This is a genomic window from Streptomyces lacaronensis, from assembly GCF_047337785.1.
In the GTDB taxonomy this organism is placed as follows: Bacteria; Actinomycetota; Actinomycetes; order Streptomycetales; family Streptomycetaceae; genus Streptomyces; species Streptomyces lycopersici.
In genome coordinates this window covers 4,213,628-4,228,825 of sequence record NZ_JBLHDK010000003.1, presented here as the reverse complement: position 1 = coordinate 4,228,825, position 15,198 = coordinate 4,213,628, and the positions used below count along the sequence as shown (strand labels likewise).

Here is a 15,198-nt window from a genome sequence, read left to right as displayed (position 1 = left end):
GCCGGGCGGACCTCCCCCTTGGGGCCGGGCCCGCCGCGCGGCGGCGTACATCGAAGGATGCAGTCGGGACTCATCGCCGCCGACGACGCGCGCGGCCCGATCGACGGGGAGGCTTGGGGCCAAGGGCAGAGTGAGAGAGGAAACATCGTGGTTGTCGCGCTGATCATCGCCTGTGAGGTCGGCTTCTGGGTGCTGTTGGCCCTCGGCCTTCTGCTGCGCTACGTGGCGAAGATGCCGAAGGCGAGCACCGTGGTGCTGCTGTGCGAACCGCTGCTGGAGCTGGTGCTGTTCGTGACGACCGTGATCGACTTGAGGAACGGCGCCGAGCCGGACTGGAAGCACGGCCTCGCCGCGGTCTACATCGGCTATTCGGCCGCGCTCGGCCATTCGACGATCAAATGGGTCGACGCCCGCGTGGCCCATCGCTTCTTCGGCGGGCCGCCGCCGGTCAAGCCCGCGAAGTACGGTGCGGCGCGCACGCTGCACGAGTGGAAGACCGCCGGTCGCTGGGTACTGGCCGCGGTCATCGCCATCGCACTGCTCCAGGGCGCGATCTGGTACGTCGGTGACGACGGCGAGATCGGCTCGCTGCGCGACTGGCAGCAGAAGATGCTGTTCCTGATCGGCATCAACGTGCTCATCGCGCTCAGCTACACGCTCTTTCCGAAGCGGGAGCGCTCCGCGTCGTCTGCCCGCTGACCCCCGTAACGGGCAGACGACGCCGGGCCCCGCCCCGCCCCGTCGGCCCCGGCGACGCGCCACGCGCGGCCGGGCCGGCGGGGCCCGTGGTTTTTCAGCGGTTCTCGCCCGGGACCCACAGGACGTCGCCGACCTCCTTGTTGGCCGAGCGGGCCAGGATGAACAGCAGATCCGAGAGCCGGTTGAGATAGGTGGCGGTGAGCGCGTTCATCGAGTCCCCGTGCTCGGTGAGCGCCGCCCAGGTGGAGCGCTCGGCGCGGCGGGCCACGGTGCACGCCTGGTGCAGCAGCGCCGCGCCCGGGGTGCCGCCCGGGAGGATGAAGCTGCGCAGCTTCTCCAGCCCCTCCAGGAAGCGGTCGCAGTCCGCCTCCAGCTTGTCGATATAGCTCTGGGCCACGCGCAGCGGCGGATGGGCCGGGTCCTCCACCACCGGTGTGCACAGGTCCGCGCCCACGTCGAACAGGTCGTTCTGGACGCGGACCAGCACCTTGACGATCTCGGCGGGCAGTTGGCCCAGTGCGATGGCCACCCCGATCGCGGCGTTCGCCTCGTTGGCGTCGGCGTACGCGCCGATCCGCGAATCGGTCTTGGCGGTGCGGCTCATATCGCCGAGGGCGGTGGAGCCCGTGTCGCCGGTACGCGTATAGATGCGGGTGAGATTGACCATGGCTCCGAGCCTACGCGGCGGCCCTACGCCCCGGCCTGCTGGAAGAGCCGTGCCCCGAGGGTGACGGCCACGGCCGCGAGCGCGGTGGCGACCAGCGCGGCCAGCGCGATCTTCCCGTCCCCGTACTCCCCGGCGAAGGCGGCCCGCACGCCGTCCACGAGATAGCGGAACGGCACGAAGTGCGAGGCGATGTCGAGCCAGCGGGGCCCGAGCGACATCGGCAGCAGGATGCCGGACAGCAGCATCGCGGGCATGGTGATGGAGTTGATGACCGGCGCGAACCCCTGCGGCGAGGACACCCGCATCGCCAGCGCGTAGGAGAGCGAGGCGAGCGAGATGGTCAGCACGCCGACGAAGACGAAGCCGATCGCCACGCCCAGCACCGGGGCGCGCAGCCCGAGCGCCACGGCGACGCACACCAGCGCCAGGGACTGCCACAGCAACTGGACGACGTCCTTGAGCACCCGGCCCATCAGCAGCGCCAGCCGGCTGACCGGGGTCACCCGCATCCGCTCGATGACGCCCGTACGCCGCTCGAGGATCAGCCCGATTCCGGTGAACGAGGCGCTGAACAGGCCGAGTTGGACGAGGATGCCGGGGACGATGGTCTGCCAGGAGCCGGCCCGGCCGCCGAGCGGCAGATCGGTGAGCAGCGGGCCGAAGAAGACGAGGAAGAGCAGCGGCTGGACCATCCCGAAGATCAGCGCGGGTTTGGAGCGCAGCGTCTGGCGGGCGTAGCGGCCGAATATCAGGGCCGTGTCGGAGACGAGATGAGGCATGGGGCCTTGGTCCTCTGCTTGGGGCGGTTCCGGGGCTTGCGGCAGGTGTCCGGGTCAGACGGCGAGCGGGGCGGGGTTCCGCGGGGCGGCGCCGCGCCCGGTGATGGCGATGAAGGCGTCCTGGAGGGTGGCGTCCGGTGCGCCGCCGTGCTCTGCCTTGAGCCGCTCCGCCGTCCCCTCGGCGGCCACCAGGCCCTGGTCGACGATGACCAGCCGGTCGGACAGCGCCTCCGCCTCGTCCAGGTAGTGGGTGGTCAGGAAGACCGTCATGCCGTGCTCGGCGCGCAGCCGGCGGATCAGCTGCCACAGATCGGCGCGGCTGCCGGGGTCGAGCCCGGTGGTCGGCTCGTCCAGGAAGAGGACCTCGGGCCGGTGGACCAGGCCGAGGGCGATGTCCAGCCGCCGCCGCTGGCCGCCGGAGAGCGCGGCGCAGGGGCGGTCCAGCAGCTCGGCCAGGCCCAGGTCCCGGGCCAGCTCCCCGGCGCGGGCGGTGGCCTCGGCCCTGCCCATCCGGTAGAGCCGCCCCTGGGTGACCAGCTCCTCCCGTACGGAGACGGTGGGATCGACCCCGCCGGACTGGGCCACATAGCCGATCCGCCGGCGCACCCCGGCCGGATCGCGGGTGAGGTCGTGCCCGGCGACGGTGGCGCTGCCGCCGGTGGGCGGGAGCAGCGTGGTGAGCATGCGCAGCGTGGTGGTCTTGCCCGCTCCGTTGGGTCCGAGGAAGCCGAGGATCTCACCGCGCTCGACGGTCAGGTCGATACCGCGCACGGCTGCCACCGGGCCGCGCTTGGTCCGGAAGGTGTGGGTGAGGTCGTTCGTCGTGATGACTGCCATGGGACCCAGAAAAACAGAGCAGCACCAATTTTGCAATCACCCCAAAAATCAAGGAGCCCCAGCGAAGCTAGGATGAGGCCATGGCGGAAGGACTCAGGGAGCGGAAGAAGCGGCAGACCAGGCAGCACATCTCGGACGTCGCGACCGGGCTGTTCATGGCGCGCGGCTTCGAGGCGGTCACGATCGCGGAGATCGCCGAGGCGGCCGAGGTCTCCGTCAACACGGTCTACAACTACTTCCCGACCAAGGAAGACCTCTTCGTCGACCGTGAGGAGGAGGTCGTCGACCGCCCCTCCCGGCTCGTACGGGAGCGCGCGGCCGGGCAGTCGGCGGCGCGGGCGCTGATGGACCAGCTGCGCCAGGACATCCGCGAACGGCACGCCTATGTCGGGCTGAGCGAGGGCTACGACCGGTTCCGGCAGGTCATCGTGGAGTCCCCGACGCTGATGGCCAGGCTCTTCACCATCCAGGGCAAGGCGGTCCACCAGCTCGGGGTCACCCTGCGCGAGGAGGCCGCCGCCGACCCCGGGGACCCCAGGCCCGAGTTCATCGCCCACCAGCTCGTCGGGTTGCAGAACGCGGTGCTGCGCTCGATCATCCGCGGGCTCGCGGAGGGCGGCGGCGTGGACGCCGTCGCCGAGGACGCTCTCCGTAAGGTCGACGTCATGGAGTCGCTCCTGAGCGACGCGGTCCTCAACTATGCGGCGAAGAACACACCGTGACGCGCGTTACGAGGGGCTGCCCGCGGGGGTGAACGGACGTTAAGGTCCGGCACATCGGACTGTCGACGGATCAGACGGACTGCCGGCGGAACGTACGGAAGCTACCGAACGGAGAGGTGTGTGTCGTGGCCAAGAAGCTCGCGGTCATCGGAGCCGGACTCATGGGGTCCGGTATCGCGCAGGTCTCGGCCCAGGCCGGCTGGGACGTGGTGCTGCGCGATGTGACCGACGAGGCGCTGCGGCGCGGTACGGACACCATCCGGGCCTCGTACGACAAGTTCGTCTCCAAGGGCAAGCTGGCGGCGGAGGAGGCCGAGCGGGCGCTGGGCCGGATCACCACCACGACCGACCTGGACGCCGCCGCCGACGCGGATGTCGTGGTGGAGGCGGTCTTCGAGAAGATCGAGGTCAAGCGGGAGATCTTCGGCACCCTCGATGAACTGGTCAAGGACGACACGATCCTGGCATCGAACACCTCGGCCATCCCGATCACCAAGATCGCCGCGGCCACCCGGCGCCCGGAGCGGGTCGTCGGCACCCACTTCTTCTCGCCGGTGCCGATGATGCAGCTGTGCGAGCTGGTGCGCGGGCACAAGACGAGCGACGAAACCCTGGCCGCCGCACGGGAGTTCGCGGAGGGCGTCGGCAAGACCTGTATCGTCGTCAACCGCGATGTCGCGGGTTTCGTCACCACCCGGCTGATCTCCGCCCTCGTCGTGGAAGCGGCGAAGCTGTACGAGTCGGGGGTCGCCACGGCCGAGGACATCGACACCGCCTGCAAGCTGGGCTTCGGCCATGCGATGGGGCCCCTCGCGACGGCCGACCTGACCGGCGTGGACATCCTGCTGCACGCCACCGACAACATCTACACCGAATCGCAGGACGAGAAGTTCGCACCGCCGGAGATCATGCGCCGGATGGTCGATGCGGGGGACATCGGCCGGAAGAGCGGCGAGGGCTTCTACCGCTACTGAGGGCCTTGGTGCGGCGCCAGGCCCGGAACTCACCCTCCTGGGTGAATTCGGTATCGGTTCGCTTACAGACGGCAACTTCCTCGTGTGAGAGGCAGTCAGTTCTGTAGACAGAAATGGCGCATTGACGACACGACGCACCGTATTGGGGAGCGCATATGCACATCAGGGGCGACCACGCCGAGCTGGTCGTCGGGGGCCGATTGGACGTCCGGAGCGCGGCGGACGCCCGTACGGCCCTGCACACCGCCGTTGACACGGGCGGCGGGGATCTCGTCCTCGACCTGACCGAACTGGACTCCTGGGACGCCACCGGGCTCGGGGTGATCATGGGCGCGCACCGCCGCGCGGGCCGGGTGGGCAGACGGCTGGTGCTGCGCGGGGTGCCGCCCCAGATGCAGCGGCTGCTGGTGGCCACCCGGCTGCACCGCATCCTCGCGATCGAAGGCGGACTGGAGGCGGAGTCCCTGCCGCGCGTCTGAGCGGCGGGGACCGCCCGCTCCGGGGGTTACCCGGGGTGGCGCGGGCCCCCTCCGGCGCGGTGGATACTGTGAGCAGGTCCAGGCCGTCTGATACGGCCCGGGGTCCGGCGAGCGCCGGACACATTCCCTACGGCGGCACCGGACCAGAAGCGAAGGCAGGCCGGGGAGCCTTACAGCACGCCACGCATCTGGGGGGCAAGGACATTGGACCCGAAGAACCGCGGATCGCAGGAGCACGGCCACGACGAGGCCGCGCCGGGTGTGGCTTCCGGTGCGTCGCGTGCGGCGGACAGTCCGGGCGACGGCTCGTCGCCGCACCCGCCCGCGCCGCCGGGACCGACGGGGGACGTACCGACGCCACCGCTGGGCGCCCCGGTGCCCGGCGCGTCCGCCTCCCCGCCCTCCTCCGTCTCTTCCGCTTCCGCTCCCTTCTCCTCTCCCTCCTCCGCGCCTGCCTCCGCGTCTCCGGCCCGCACCGCGCGCATCGTCGCCGGTGACCATCTGCTCACGGTCAACCCCGTCGACGGCAGCGAGATAGAACCCTGCCCGCCCGGTGAGCGCCCCGGCCGGCCCGAGCGCCACGGCCCCGACGAGCGGGCCGAGCTGCGCCGGGCCGCCGCCGCGCCCCGCCCATCCGGCACCGTCCTGCCCGAGCTGCCGATGCTGGAGCGCGACGAGGAGCGGGAGCGGCTGGCCCGGCTGCTCGCCCGCGGCCGCTCGGTGCGGGTCACCGGGCCCTCCGGCGCCGGGCGCAGCACCCTGCTGGAGGCCGTCGCCTCCGACTGCGAGCGGCTCGCCCCCGACGGCGTCGTACGCCTCTCCGGCTACCACCGCACCGCCACCGACCTCCTCCACGACCTGTACGCCGCCGTCCTCAGCGCCCCGCTCTACCGGCCGGACCGCGCGGAGCTGCTGGCGGCGGTCCAGGAGATCGGCGCGGTCGTGGTCCTGGACGACATCGAGTTCGGCGGCGCCGCGCTGGACGAGTTCCTCGACGCGACCCCCGAATGCGCGTTCCTGATCTCCGCCACCCCCGATGTCCCGGCGCCGTCCCCCGACTCCCACCTGGAGGAGGTCTTCCTCTCCGGGCTCAGCCGTACGGCCGGACTCGAGCTGCTGGAGCGGGCCGCACGACGGCCCCTGGACGAGGGCGAGGCGAGCTGGGCGGCGGACCTGTGGTTCGAGTCCGAGGGGCTGCCGCTGCGCTTCGTCCAGGCGGGCGCGCTGCTGCGGCAGCGGGACGCCCGGCGCGACGACGCCTCCGCGGCGGAGGCCGAGATCCCGCTGCCCTCGATCGCCGAGGCGGCGTCCCCCGCCGCGCTGCTCGCCGGACGGCTGAGCGAGGCGGCCCACGACGCCCTGCGGTTCGCGGTCGCGCTCGGCGGCGAATGCCCGCACCAGGTGCATCTGCGCGCGCTGTCCGCGGACACCCACGCGGACGCGGCCCTCGGCGAGCTGCTCGGCTGCGGCCTCGTCACCCCGGCCGGATCGCACTACCGGCTGGCGGCGCGCGTCACCGCCCAGCTCGCGGAGGCGGGCTACGCCGACGAGGACGCCGGGCGCGCGCACACCGTCGCCCAGCACTACGCCTGGTGGGCCGCGCACCCCTCGGTGGCCCCCGAGCGCGTCGCCGCCGAGGCCGACGCGATCCTCGCGGCGATGACCGCGCTCATCGGCAGCCGCGAGGCGGGCCACGCCGACGCCGCCGTGCTCCTGGCCCGCGCCGCCGCGCCCGCCCTCGCCGCGGCGCTGCACTGGGGCGCCTGGGAGCGCGCGGTGCGGCACGGCCAGGAGGCCGCGCGGCTGGCGGGGCAGGTCGCGGACGAGGCGTACTTCCACCACGAGCTGGGCGTCCTCGCGCTGTGCACGGGCCATCTGGACCGGGCCCGCGCCGAGCTGGAGGCGTCCATCGGGCTGCGGGGCGTGCTCGCGGACAAGCGGGGCACGGTCGCGGGCCGGCGCGCGCTGGCGCTGGTCGCCGACCGCTCGCCCGGCTCGGCGATGGCGGGGGCGTTCGGGACGAGCGGTGGGAACCGTAAGGAAGACGCGGCGCCCCCGGCGGCGGACGGAGCGCCGGACGACACCGAGACTACGATCGTCACCCCCAACGTGGCGACGACGACGCCCATGGCCGCCATGGGCGGCACGGCGGCGACGAGGGCGGTGACCGCGGCGGTCCCGTCCGCCTCCCGGACCTCGGTGGCCACCCCCGCCACCGCCGCCGCTCCCGCCACCCCCGCCACCCCCACGGCCCTCACCGCCGCGTCCGCCCCCGCCGGGGCCTCGGGCGGCAAGCCGGGCGGTCCGCGGCGGCTGGCGACGCGCGGTGGCCGGCGCAATGTGGTCGCGGCGGCCTCGGGTGTGCTGCTGGTGGCCGTGCTCGGCACCGTGGTGACCCTGGGCGCCACCTCGGGCGACGACTCCGACAGCCCGGCCGACAAGGTCAAGCCGGACCGTTCGGCCAGTCAGCGCGACGACGACAAGGGCCTGACCGCCGACGAGCCCACGAGCGGCACCAGCCACGCCCCCCAGCCGGGCCTCAGCGGGGTGCCGAAGTCGTCCACGTCCCCGACCGCCCCCAGCGGCAGCGGCTCGCCCAGCGGCTCCACGCCGACCAGCGGCCCCTCGTCCACCAGCGGCTCGCCCTCGGACACCGAGCAGCCGCCCTCGCCGCCGTCGTCGCACCCCACGACCTCCGACCCGCGGCCGACGACCAAGCCGCCGACGGGCAGGCCGACGACGCCGACCGGCGAGCCCACCAAGCCGACGCCCACGACGTCGTCCCCGACCACGACCCCCACCGGGGACACCTCGACCACCGCGAGCGCCCCCACGACCCACACGGCGTCAAGCACGGCCACGCCGGCCACGCCGGTCGCGTAGCGGCCCGGGAAGGCGGTGCGGGGCGCCGGATCGCGCCGGGGGGCGCCGCGCCTCCGTGGCGTGATGTGATCGGCTCAGGGGCGGCGTCCGGCGGACCGTGCCGCCTGCGGCGGGCTGTTCCCCTCCCCGCCCCTTCCCGAAACTGGGGCTCCGCCCCAGACCCCGGGCGGGGGTTGTGCCCCAGGTTCCGGGCTGTGCCTCGGGTCGCGGGTGGGGGTTGCGCTTCGGGTTCCGGGCTGTGCTTCGGGTCGCGGGTCGGGGCGGGGTTGTGCCCCAGGTTCCGGGCTGTGCCTCGGGTCGCGGGTGGGGGTTGCGCCTCGGGTCTCGGGCTGTGCCTCGGGTCGCGGGTCAGGGCGGGGTTGTGCCCCCAGGTCCCGGGCTGCGCCTCGGGTCCCGGGCAGGGGCTGCCTCCCGGGTCGCGGGTGGGGGTTGTGCCTCGGGTTCCGGGCTGTACTTCGGGTCGCGGGCGGGGGCTGCGCCTCGGGTCCCGGGCTGTGCTTCGGGTCGTGGGTGGGGGATGCGTCCCAGGCCCCGGGCGGGGGCTGTGCCTCGGGCCCCGGGCAGGGGATGTGTCCCGGGCCCGGCCGGGGGCTGCCCCCAGACCCCGGGGGTCCAAGGGCGGAGCCCTTGGCAGCGGGAGGGGGCGGGGCGCGGAGGGCGTCGGTATGTGGCTCCGCCGCGTGGTGGGGCTCCGCTCCGGGCCCCGGGGGTCCAGGGGCGGAGCCCCTGGTAGCGGGAAGGGGCGGGGAGGGGAAGGCAACGCCATGCGGCCCGCCGCGTGGTCCGCTGGGCATCCCGTAGGGGCCCGGCTCCAAGGGGCGGGCGTGAGCCCGTACGACGGGAGCAGGCCCCGGCCTCCCACATCAGATCGGGCTCCGCGTCAGAAGAGGCGGAGCTTGTCGTCCTCGATGCCCCGGAGCCCGTCGTAGTCCAGCACCACACAGCCGATGCCCCGGTCCGTGGCGAGGACGCGGGCCTGCGGCTTGATCTCCTGGGCGGCGAAGACGCCCTTCACCGGGGCGAGGTGCGGGTCCCGGTTGAGGAGTTCGAGATAGCGGGTCAGCTGCTCGACACCGTCGATCTCACCACGGCGTTTGATCTCCACGGCGACCGTCGCCCCGTCCGCGTCGCGGCAGAGAATGTCCACGGGGCCGATGGCGGTGGGGTATTCACGCCGAATAAGCGTCCAGCCATCGCCAAGTGTCTCGATACGATCGGCGAGCAGCTCCTGCAGATGGGCCTCGACACCGTCCTTGATCAGGCCGGGGTCGACGCCGAGTTCATGCGAGGAGTCATGGAGGACCTCCTCCATGGTGATGATGAGCTTCTCGCCCCCCTTGTTCACGACCGTCCACACATCGTCGTCGCCTTCCTTCAGCGTGCACGGCGGAGACATCCAGTTGAGGGGTTTGTAGGCCCTGTCGTCCGCGTGGATGGACACACTGCCGTCGGCCTTGACCAGGATCAGACGGGGTGCCGAGGGGAGGTGGGCGGTGAGGCGGCCGGCGTAGTCCACCGAGCACCGGGCGATGACGAGACGCATGGTCGGCAACGCTACTCGACCACCACCGCCGCACGCGATTCGTCCGCCGATGGACCCCTTCGGCGATGGCTGGTTGTGTGCCCATTCTCCTGGTGCGGGCGCAGTGGCCGAATTACCGTTGAAGCGGGCGGTCGTCGGACGGGTACGCTGCGTCGCCGTCCGCCCTTCCCATCCCTGAGACCCCGCTCGCGGGGTCGCGAGAGGAGAACCCATGTCGCTCGACGTCGAACCGGCCCTGCTCGAGCAGGCCGAGCGAGGCGAGGTCGACGAAGCGGCCTTCGTCGACTGCGTCCGGAACTCCCTACCGTACGCATGGGAGATGATCAGCTCGCTGGTGGCCCAGCTGAAGGTGGACGGCGGGGAGTTCGCCGACAACCAGACGCCGCCGCCCGATGAGCAGGCACGCGGTCAACTGCTCCGCGCACTCGCCAGTGACGCGATACGCGGCGCGCTGGAGCGCCACTTCGGGGTGCGGCTGGCCTTCCAGAACTGTCACCGGGTGGCGGTCTTCCCGACGGACGCATCGGCCGACGAGCGCCTCGCTCGCTTCACCTCGGTCCGGGGGCAGCTGCTCAACCAGTCACCCGAACTCCGCGACTGCTGACGGGACGTACGCTGCCGCTCCACCAGGGGGAGGTGTATCAGCGCAGGAGCGGCAGCATCTCACCACCGAGCCGTCGTACGTTCTCCTCCGTGGCCGCAAGATCGCCCGACCCCTCGACCAGCAGCGCGAACCGGTGGATCCCGGTGCGCTCCGCGGTCGCCGCCAGCCGGTCGGCGCACAGCCGCGGCGAGCCCACCGGATGCAGCTCGCACAGCAACTCCGCATAGGCCACGGGGTCGCGCATCCGGCGCTCCCGGCCGTCGACCGTCACATGCGCCTCAAGACCCTGCCGCAGCCAGCCGGGCATCGCCTTGGTCAGGATCTCGGCCGCCGCGGGGCGGGTGTCCGCGATCTGCACCACCCCGGCCGAGACATGGCGGGCCGCCACCGCCTCGACATGCTCCGGCGAACGGCCCGCCGCCAGCGCGGACTTCCGCCACAGGCCGACCACCTCGGCCTTCTCCTCATCCCCGCAGTGCATGCCGAGCAGCATGGGCAGCCCGCGCTCGGCGGCCAGCCGCACACTGGCGGGCGAGGTGCAGGCGACCACCACCGGCGGGGCGCCCACCACCGGTCCGGCGACGGCGTCGTCGGGGCGCGGCACCACCGCCACCTCACGGAAGGCGAACCGCTCGCCGTCCGCCTCCACCCGGGGCTCGCGCAGCCAGCGCAGCAGCAGATCGAGCGATTCGGGGAAGCCCTGCTCGTACGCCCGCAGGCCTGAGCCGAAGACCTCGAGGTCCACCCAGGGACCGCCACGGCCGACACCCAGCGTGAACCGGCCACCGGAGAGGAGATGGAGCAGTGCCGCCTGCTCACCCAGCGCGACGGGATGCGCGGTCGGCAGTACGCTCACCGCCGTACCGACGCCGATCCGGCGGGTACGTCCCAGCAGCAGCGCGGCGAGGGTGACCGCGGACGGGCAGACGCCGTACGGAACGAAGTGGTGCTCGGCGACCCAGACCGCGTCCAGCCCGGTCTCCTCGGAAAGCTCGGCCGACCGCACCGCCCGGTGCAGCGCCTCCTCCTGTCCCTGGCCTGGGAATTGAGCGGCCAGGATGAAAGCCCCCACATCCATCGTGAAACTGCCTCCTTGTCGCGGCTGAAGTGCCGGCGCGGGCATCCCCCTCATAGGCATTAACGCCTGACACGTGCCAAAGGCACGGCCGAGCATGAAGTTTTCATGATGATCAGAGGGTGGGTGTGGATGACGGCTTTCCCGGAGGGTGACCGTAGCGCGTACGCTGGTCACAGCCCGTTAGCTGCCAGTTCTGTCGAGGTGCCCCGTGTCTCCACGCCGAAACCGCCCGCGAGGCGGCGAAACCCCCGTCGGCCACGAGAGCACGGACCGTTATGGCCTCGACCGCATGGAGACCTGGCAGGGGGAGGAGTGGGTGGTCCGGCAGGTCGGCGGCGGGGCGGCCGCCAAGCACTACCGCTGCCCGGGCTGCGACCAGGAGATTCCGCCGGGGGTGGCGCATGTCGTCGCCTGGCAGCAGTACATGGGCGCGGACGACCGGCGACACTGGCACAAGGCGTGCTGGAACGCACGGGACCGCCGGAGCGCGAAGCTCCAGCGGTCCCGTAACGCGCCGCGACATTGACTCGGGCGCGGCCTGCCCGGCTCGGGCCCCGCGCATCCGGCTCGGGCCCCGCGCATCCGGCTCGGGCCCCGCGAGCCCTACACGTCGCGCTTCTCCAGCAGCACATAGGCGGCGATCATGGCCCCCGCCGTGACTCCGGCCAGCGCCCACAGCTGGGGCCAGCCGCTGTTCAGGCTCTCGTCGAGCCGGAAGAGGGCGGCCAGCGCCTGGGGCGAGGAGTACTCCTGCATCTTCTCCCCCAGCTCGCGGAGGCTGTCCGACATCATCAGGAACGCGGGGAGGATGGCCGGGAGCAGCACCACACCGAGCATCGTGGTGATCGCGCCCGCGGAGTGCCGCAGCATGGAGCCGACGGCCAGCGAGAGCAGCCCCAGCAGCGACACATAGAGCCCGGCGCCGACCGTCGCGCCGAGGAGCTGGTCGCTCGTCGGCTCCTGGACGCCCGGACCGCTGTGCATCCCGGTGCTGGCGAGGGCCACCAGCACGAGCGCGAGGGTCGTGGTGGTGAACGAGAGGGTGAAGAACACCAGCGCCTTGGCGGTGAGCACCCGGGAGCGCTGCGGCGAGGCGGTGAGGGTGGTCCGGATCATCCCGGTGCCGTACTCGGAGGTGACCACGAGCACCCCGAGGGTGACGATGCACAACTGGCCGAGCAGGGTGCCGAAGAACCCGGGGAGGGTGGTGGGGACGGTCTCGTAGTCGCCGTCGCTGGTGCTCGCCGCCACCAGGAGTCCGATCCCGGCCACCAGCGCGACCATCACGCTCAGCGTCCAGATCGTGGAGCGCACCGACTTGATCTTGGTCCACTCGGAGGCGAGGGCATTGCCGAGGTGGGTCTGGCGGACCGGGATCGGCGAGGTGTACGGGCCGACACCGGCGTACGGCTGCGACGGAGGCCCGGAGGGCACCGGCTGGTGCGGGGCCGCCTGCGGCGGCATCTGCGGAGGACCACCCTGCGGACCACCCTGCGGAGGACCCTGCGGGGGGACGGGCGCCTGGTACTGCTGCTGGTACGGGGTCGTCATCGGGCGTCCTCGGTGTCGCTCTTGGTCAGATCGGCGGGGGCGGACGGCGCCGCGGGCGGCTGAGCCGGGGGAGTGGGGGGAGCCACGGGGGTCGCGGGGGCCGCCGGAACCGCGGGGGGAGCGGTGGGCGGCATCGCGGGGGCGGCTGGAGCGGCGGACGGGGCCGCCGGTGCGGTGGGCATGGGGGCGCCCGGGGTGTGCGGGGCGCCCGGGGCGTGCTGCTGTGGCGGGGCCGGGGGTTCGGCGTAGCCCGGCAGTACGGTTCCCTGCGGGAAGCCCACCTGCTGTGCCGGAGCGCCCGGCGCATGGCCGTACGGCCCGCCCTGCGGCACCGCGCCCGGCATCTGCTGTTGCAGGCCGGCGCGCTCGTCGATGGTCGAGCGGTAGTCCACCGCGCCCTGCGTCATCCGCATGTACGCCTCTTCCAGCGACGCCTGGTGCGGGGAGAGCTCCCACAGCCGTACGTCCGCCGCACGCGCCAGATCGCTGATGCGCGGCAGCGGCAGCCCCGTCACCCGCAGCGCGCCGTCCTGCTCCGGCAGCACCTGGCCGCCCGCCTCGCTCAGCGCGGCGGTCAGCTTCTCGCGCTGCCCCGGGTCGCCCTCGGGGGTGCGGACGCGTGCGAAGTCCGCGGAGTTGTAGGAAATGAAGTCCTTGACGCTCATATCGGCGAGCAGCTGGCCGCGCCCGATCACGATCAGATGGTCGGCGGTGAGCGCCATCTCACTCATCAGATGGCTGGAGACGAAGACGGTGCGGCCCTCGGCGGCCAGCTGCTTCATGAAGTTGCGGACCCAGAGGATGCCCTCGGGGTCCAGGCCGTTGACCGGCTCGTCGAAGAGCAGCACCTGTGGGTCGCCGAGGAGGGCGGCCGCGATGCCCAGCCGCTGGCCCATGCCGAGCGAGAAGCCCTTGGAGCGCTTGCGTGCCACGTTCTGGAGCCCCACCACGCCCAGCACCTCGTCCACCCGGCGGGCCGGGATGCCGGACAGCTGGGCCAGGCAGAGCAGGTGCTGGCGGGCGCTGCGGCCGCCGTGCACCGCCTTGGCGTCGAGCAGCGCGCCCACCTGGCGGGGGGCGTTGGGGAGCTTGCGGAACGGGTAGCCGCCGACCGTGACATGGCCGGCGGTGGGCGCGTCGAGGCCCAGGATCATCCGCATGGTGGTGGACTTGCCCGACCCGTTGGGCCCGAGAAAGCCGGTGACGGCACCGGGCCTCACCTGGAAGGACAGGTTGTACACGGCCGTCTTGGCACCGTAGCGCTTCGTCAGACCGACTGCCTCGATCATTCTCCGCCCCTCATGAGCATGGGTCGGGCGTGCTCGCCCCCGATGAGGCTTAGGAGCCTAACGGCGCGTTGACGGTTCCCGTTACTCGGGAGATGAGAGCGCATCGTAACTCTTTGGGCCGTCGTGCCCTCCGGGCCCGCCATGTCGCTCGTCCTCCGGGCAGCGGAGGAGGTCGGGCTGCGGCAGCGCCCAGCCCTCCTCCTGGAAGATCCGGGTACCGGTTCCGCGTACGGCGGGGTCGGCGCCCGCGCGGGTGACCCAGGCGCGGGGGTCCGGGCCGAGGAGTGCGCGCAGCCGAGGTGAGCCGGCGAGCAGGCGGGTGAGCAGCGCGCTCTGATCACCGCCGCCGGGGAGGGGACGCTCGGTGCCGTCCGGGGACATCAGCACTCCGCGCTCACCGACGTAGAGGTACGCGCCGCCGAGCCGCTCGCCGGACGGCATGACCATCGGGTACTGGCTGCCGGGCAGCAGGACGCGTCGGTAGTTGGGGTACTCGGTGGCGTCCACGGCCGCGAGCTGCTCGGCGTCCAGCCAGCTGATGACGAGCGGGGTACGGGCGCCGGGTGCCGTGTACGGGGCGGAGGCCACGTAGCCGTAGCGGCCGATGTGGGCCGAGCAGCCGACCGCGATGCCGTGTACGTCGACCGGGACCATGGGGACGGTGGCCGGGTGGCCCGGGCGGGACAGCTTGTGGTGGAGCTGGGCGGGGGAGGCGTTGGAGCCGACCGCGATGACGGGGTGGCGGTGGGGGGTTGGGGGGTGGCCCAGGTGGCTGAGGACGGCGTCCAGTGGCTCTTCGGGCGCTTCGTTGTCGTCGGGGCGTGGGTTGACCGTCCAGGTGCCGAGGTGGGGGCCGGGGGTGGGGGTGAGGTCCCAGAGTTCGCCGGTGGTGAGGAGGGTGGGGCGGGTGATGGGGCGGCCGGGGTAGGTGAGGGGTTGTTGGGCGGGGACGTCGGCGAAGCCGAGGGTTTTCAGGGTGCGGTCGGTCACGGGGGGTTGCCTCCCCCACCCCGCCCCTCCCCGAAACCGGGCCCCGCCCGGCCCCACCGGGGGCTCCGCCCCCGGACCCCCGCTCCTCAATCGCCGGAGGGGC

General features: G+C 72.7%; 15 protein-coding genes. 7 read left to right on the top strand and 8 right to left on the bottom strand.

The genetic code is table 11. The features are described from left to right. Positions 1 to 147: 147 nt before the first annotated feature. A complete protein-coding gene (locus ACMTAK_RS17790) occupies positions 148 to 699 on the top strand; it encodes a hypothetical protein (protein ID WP_413807139.1) in 552 nt (183 codons plus the stop codon). 94 nt (positions 700 to 793) lie between these two features. On the opposite strand, the gene ACMTAK_RS17785 is transcribed toward ACMTAK_RS17790, so the two are convergent. Genes ACMTAK_RS17785 through ACMTAK_RS17775 form a run of 3 tightly spaced genes read right to left on the bottom strand, consistent with a single transcriptional unit; the run spans position 794 to position 2,982 of the window. Then, complete coding sequence (locus ACMTAK_RS17785) at positions 794 to 1,366, bottom strand: cob(I)yrinic acid a,c-diamide adenosyltransferase (RefSeq protein ID WP_413807138.1); 573 nt, start codon at positions 1,364 to 1,366, stop codon at positions 794 to 796. 23 nt (positions 1,367 to 1,389) lie between these two features. Beyond that, positions 1,390 to 2,145 carry an ABC transporter permease gene (locus tag ACMTAK_RS17780; protein ID WP_413807137.1) on the bottom strand — a complete coding sequence of 252 codons (756 nt, stop codon included), beginning with the start codon at positions 2,143 to 2,145 and terminating at the stop codon, positions 1,390 to 1,392. A gap of 54 nt (positions 2,146 to 2,199) precedes the next feature. Next, on the bottom strand, positions 2,200 to 2,982 hold the full coding sequence (locus ACMTAK_RS17775; protein ID WP_413807136.1) for an ABC transporter ATP-binding protein: 783 nt from the start codon (positions 2,980 to 2,982) through the stop codon (positions 2,200 to 2,202). An 80-nt stretch (positions 2,983 to 3,062) separates the two neighbouring features. Here ACMTAK_RS17775 and ACMTAK_RS17770 point away from each other — a divergent pair, with 80 nt between their 5' ends. From ACMTAK_RS17770 to ACMTAK_RS17755, 4 genes are all read left to right on the top strand, one after another. Then, positions 3,063 to 3,704: a TetR/AcrR family transcriptional regulator gene (locus ACMTAK_RS17770; protein ID WP_413807135.1), complete on the top strand. Its 642-nt coding sequence runs from the start codon at positions 3,063 to 3,065 to the stop codon at positions 3,702 to 3,704. Between the two features lie 125 nt (positions 3,705 to 3,829). Continuing rightward, complete coding sequence (locus ACMTAK_RS17765; protein WP_413807134.1) at positions 3,830 to 4,678, top strand: 3-hydroxyacyl-CoA dehydrogenase family protein; 849 nt, start codon at positions 3,830 to 3,832, stop codon at positions 4,676 to 4,678. Between the two features lie 155 nt (positions 4,679 to 4,833). Next, positions 4,834 to 5,157, top strand: a complete 324-nt coding sequence (locus ACMTAK_RS17760; protein ID WP_262701584.1) for an STAS domain-containing protein — start codon at positions 4,834 to 4,836, stop codon at positions 5,155 to 5,157. A 204-nt stretch (positions 5,158 to 5,361) separates the two neighbouring features. After that, entirely contained in the window at positions 5,362 to 8,040 is a 2,679-nt protein-coding gene (locus ACMTAK_RS17755) for an ATP-binding protein (protein ID WP_413807133.1), read from the top strand. A gap of 880 nt (positions 8,041 to 8,920) precedes the next feature. On the opposite strand, the gene nucS is transcribed toward ACMTAK_RS17755, so the two are convergent. After that, positions 8,921 to 9,583 (bottom strand): endonuclease NucS, encoded by a 663-nt coding sequence (nucS, locus tag ACMTAK_RS17750; protein WP_413807132.1) that lies wholly within the window; start codon positions 9,581 to 9,583, stop codon positions 8,921 to 8,923. A gap of 211 nt (positions 9,584 to 9,794) precedes the next feature. On the opposite strand from nucS, the gene ACMTAK_RS17745 reads away from it, so the two are divergent. Continuing rightward, positions 9,795 to 10,187, top strand: a complete 393-nt coding sequence (locus ACMTAK_RS17745) for an SCO5389 family protein (protein ID WP_413807131.1) — start codon at positions 9,795 to 9,797, stop codon at positions 10,185 to 10,187. A 37-nt stretch (positions 10,188 to 10,224) separates the two neighbouring features. Here ACMTAK_RS17745 and ACMTAK_RS17740 read toward each other — a convergent pair whose 3' ends face one another. Beyond that, positions 10,225 to 11,265, bottom strand: coding sequence for an LLM class flavin-dependent oxidoreductase (locus ACMTAK_RS17740; protein WP_413807130.1), 1,041 nt, complete (start codon positions 11,263 to 11,265; stop codon positions 10,225 to 10,227). Between the two features lie 208 nt (positions 11,266 to 11,473). Between ACMTAK_RS17740 and ACMTAK_RS17735 the strand changes: the two genes are divergently transcribed. After that, on the top strand, positions 11,474 to 11,791 hold the full coding sequence (locus tag ACMTAK_RS17735; protein ID WP_413807129.1) for an ATP/GTP-binding protein: 318 nt from the start codon (positions 11,474 to 11,476) through the stop codon (positions 11,789 to 11,791). Positions 11,792 to 11,868: 77 nt separating this feature from the next. Here ACMTAK_RS17735 and ACMTAK_RS17730 read toward each other — a convergent pair whose 3' ends face one another. The 3 genes from ACMTAK_RS17730 to ACMTAK_RS17720 all read right to left on the bottom strand — a co-directional run bounded on the left by ACMTAK_RS17730 (position 11,869) and on the right by ACMTAK_RS17720 (position 15,095). Further along, positions 11,869 to 12,816 (bottom strand): ABC-2 transporter permease, encoded by a 948-nt coding sequence (locus ACMTAK_RS17730; protein ID WP_413807128.1) that lies wholly within the window; start codon positions 12,814 to 12,816, stop codon positions 11,869 to 11,871. Then, on the bottom strand, positions 12,813 to 14,105 hold the full coding sequence (locus ACMTAK_RS17725; protein WP_413807127.1) for an ABC transporter ATP-binding protein: 1,293 nt from the start codon (positions 14,103 to 14,105) through the stop codon (positions 12,813 to 12,815). The genes ACMTAK_RS17730 and ACMTAK_RS17725 overlap by 4 nt, the downstream gene beginning before the upstream one ends. A gap of 81 nt (positions 14,106 to 14,186) precedes the next feature. Next, positions 14,187 to 15,095, bottom strand: a complete 909-nt coding sequence (locus tag ACMTAK_RS17720; RefSeq protein ID WP_413807126.1) for a hypothetical protein — start codon at positions 15,093 to 15,095, stop codon at positions 14,187 to 14,189. Positions 15,096 to 15,198 lie beyond the last annotated feature (103 nt).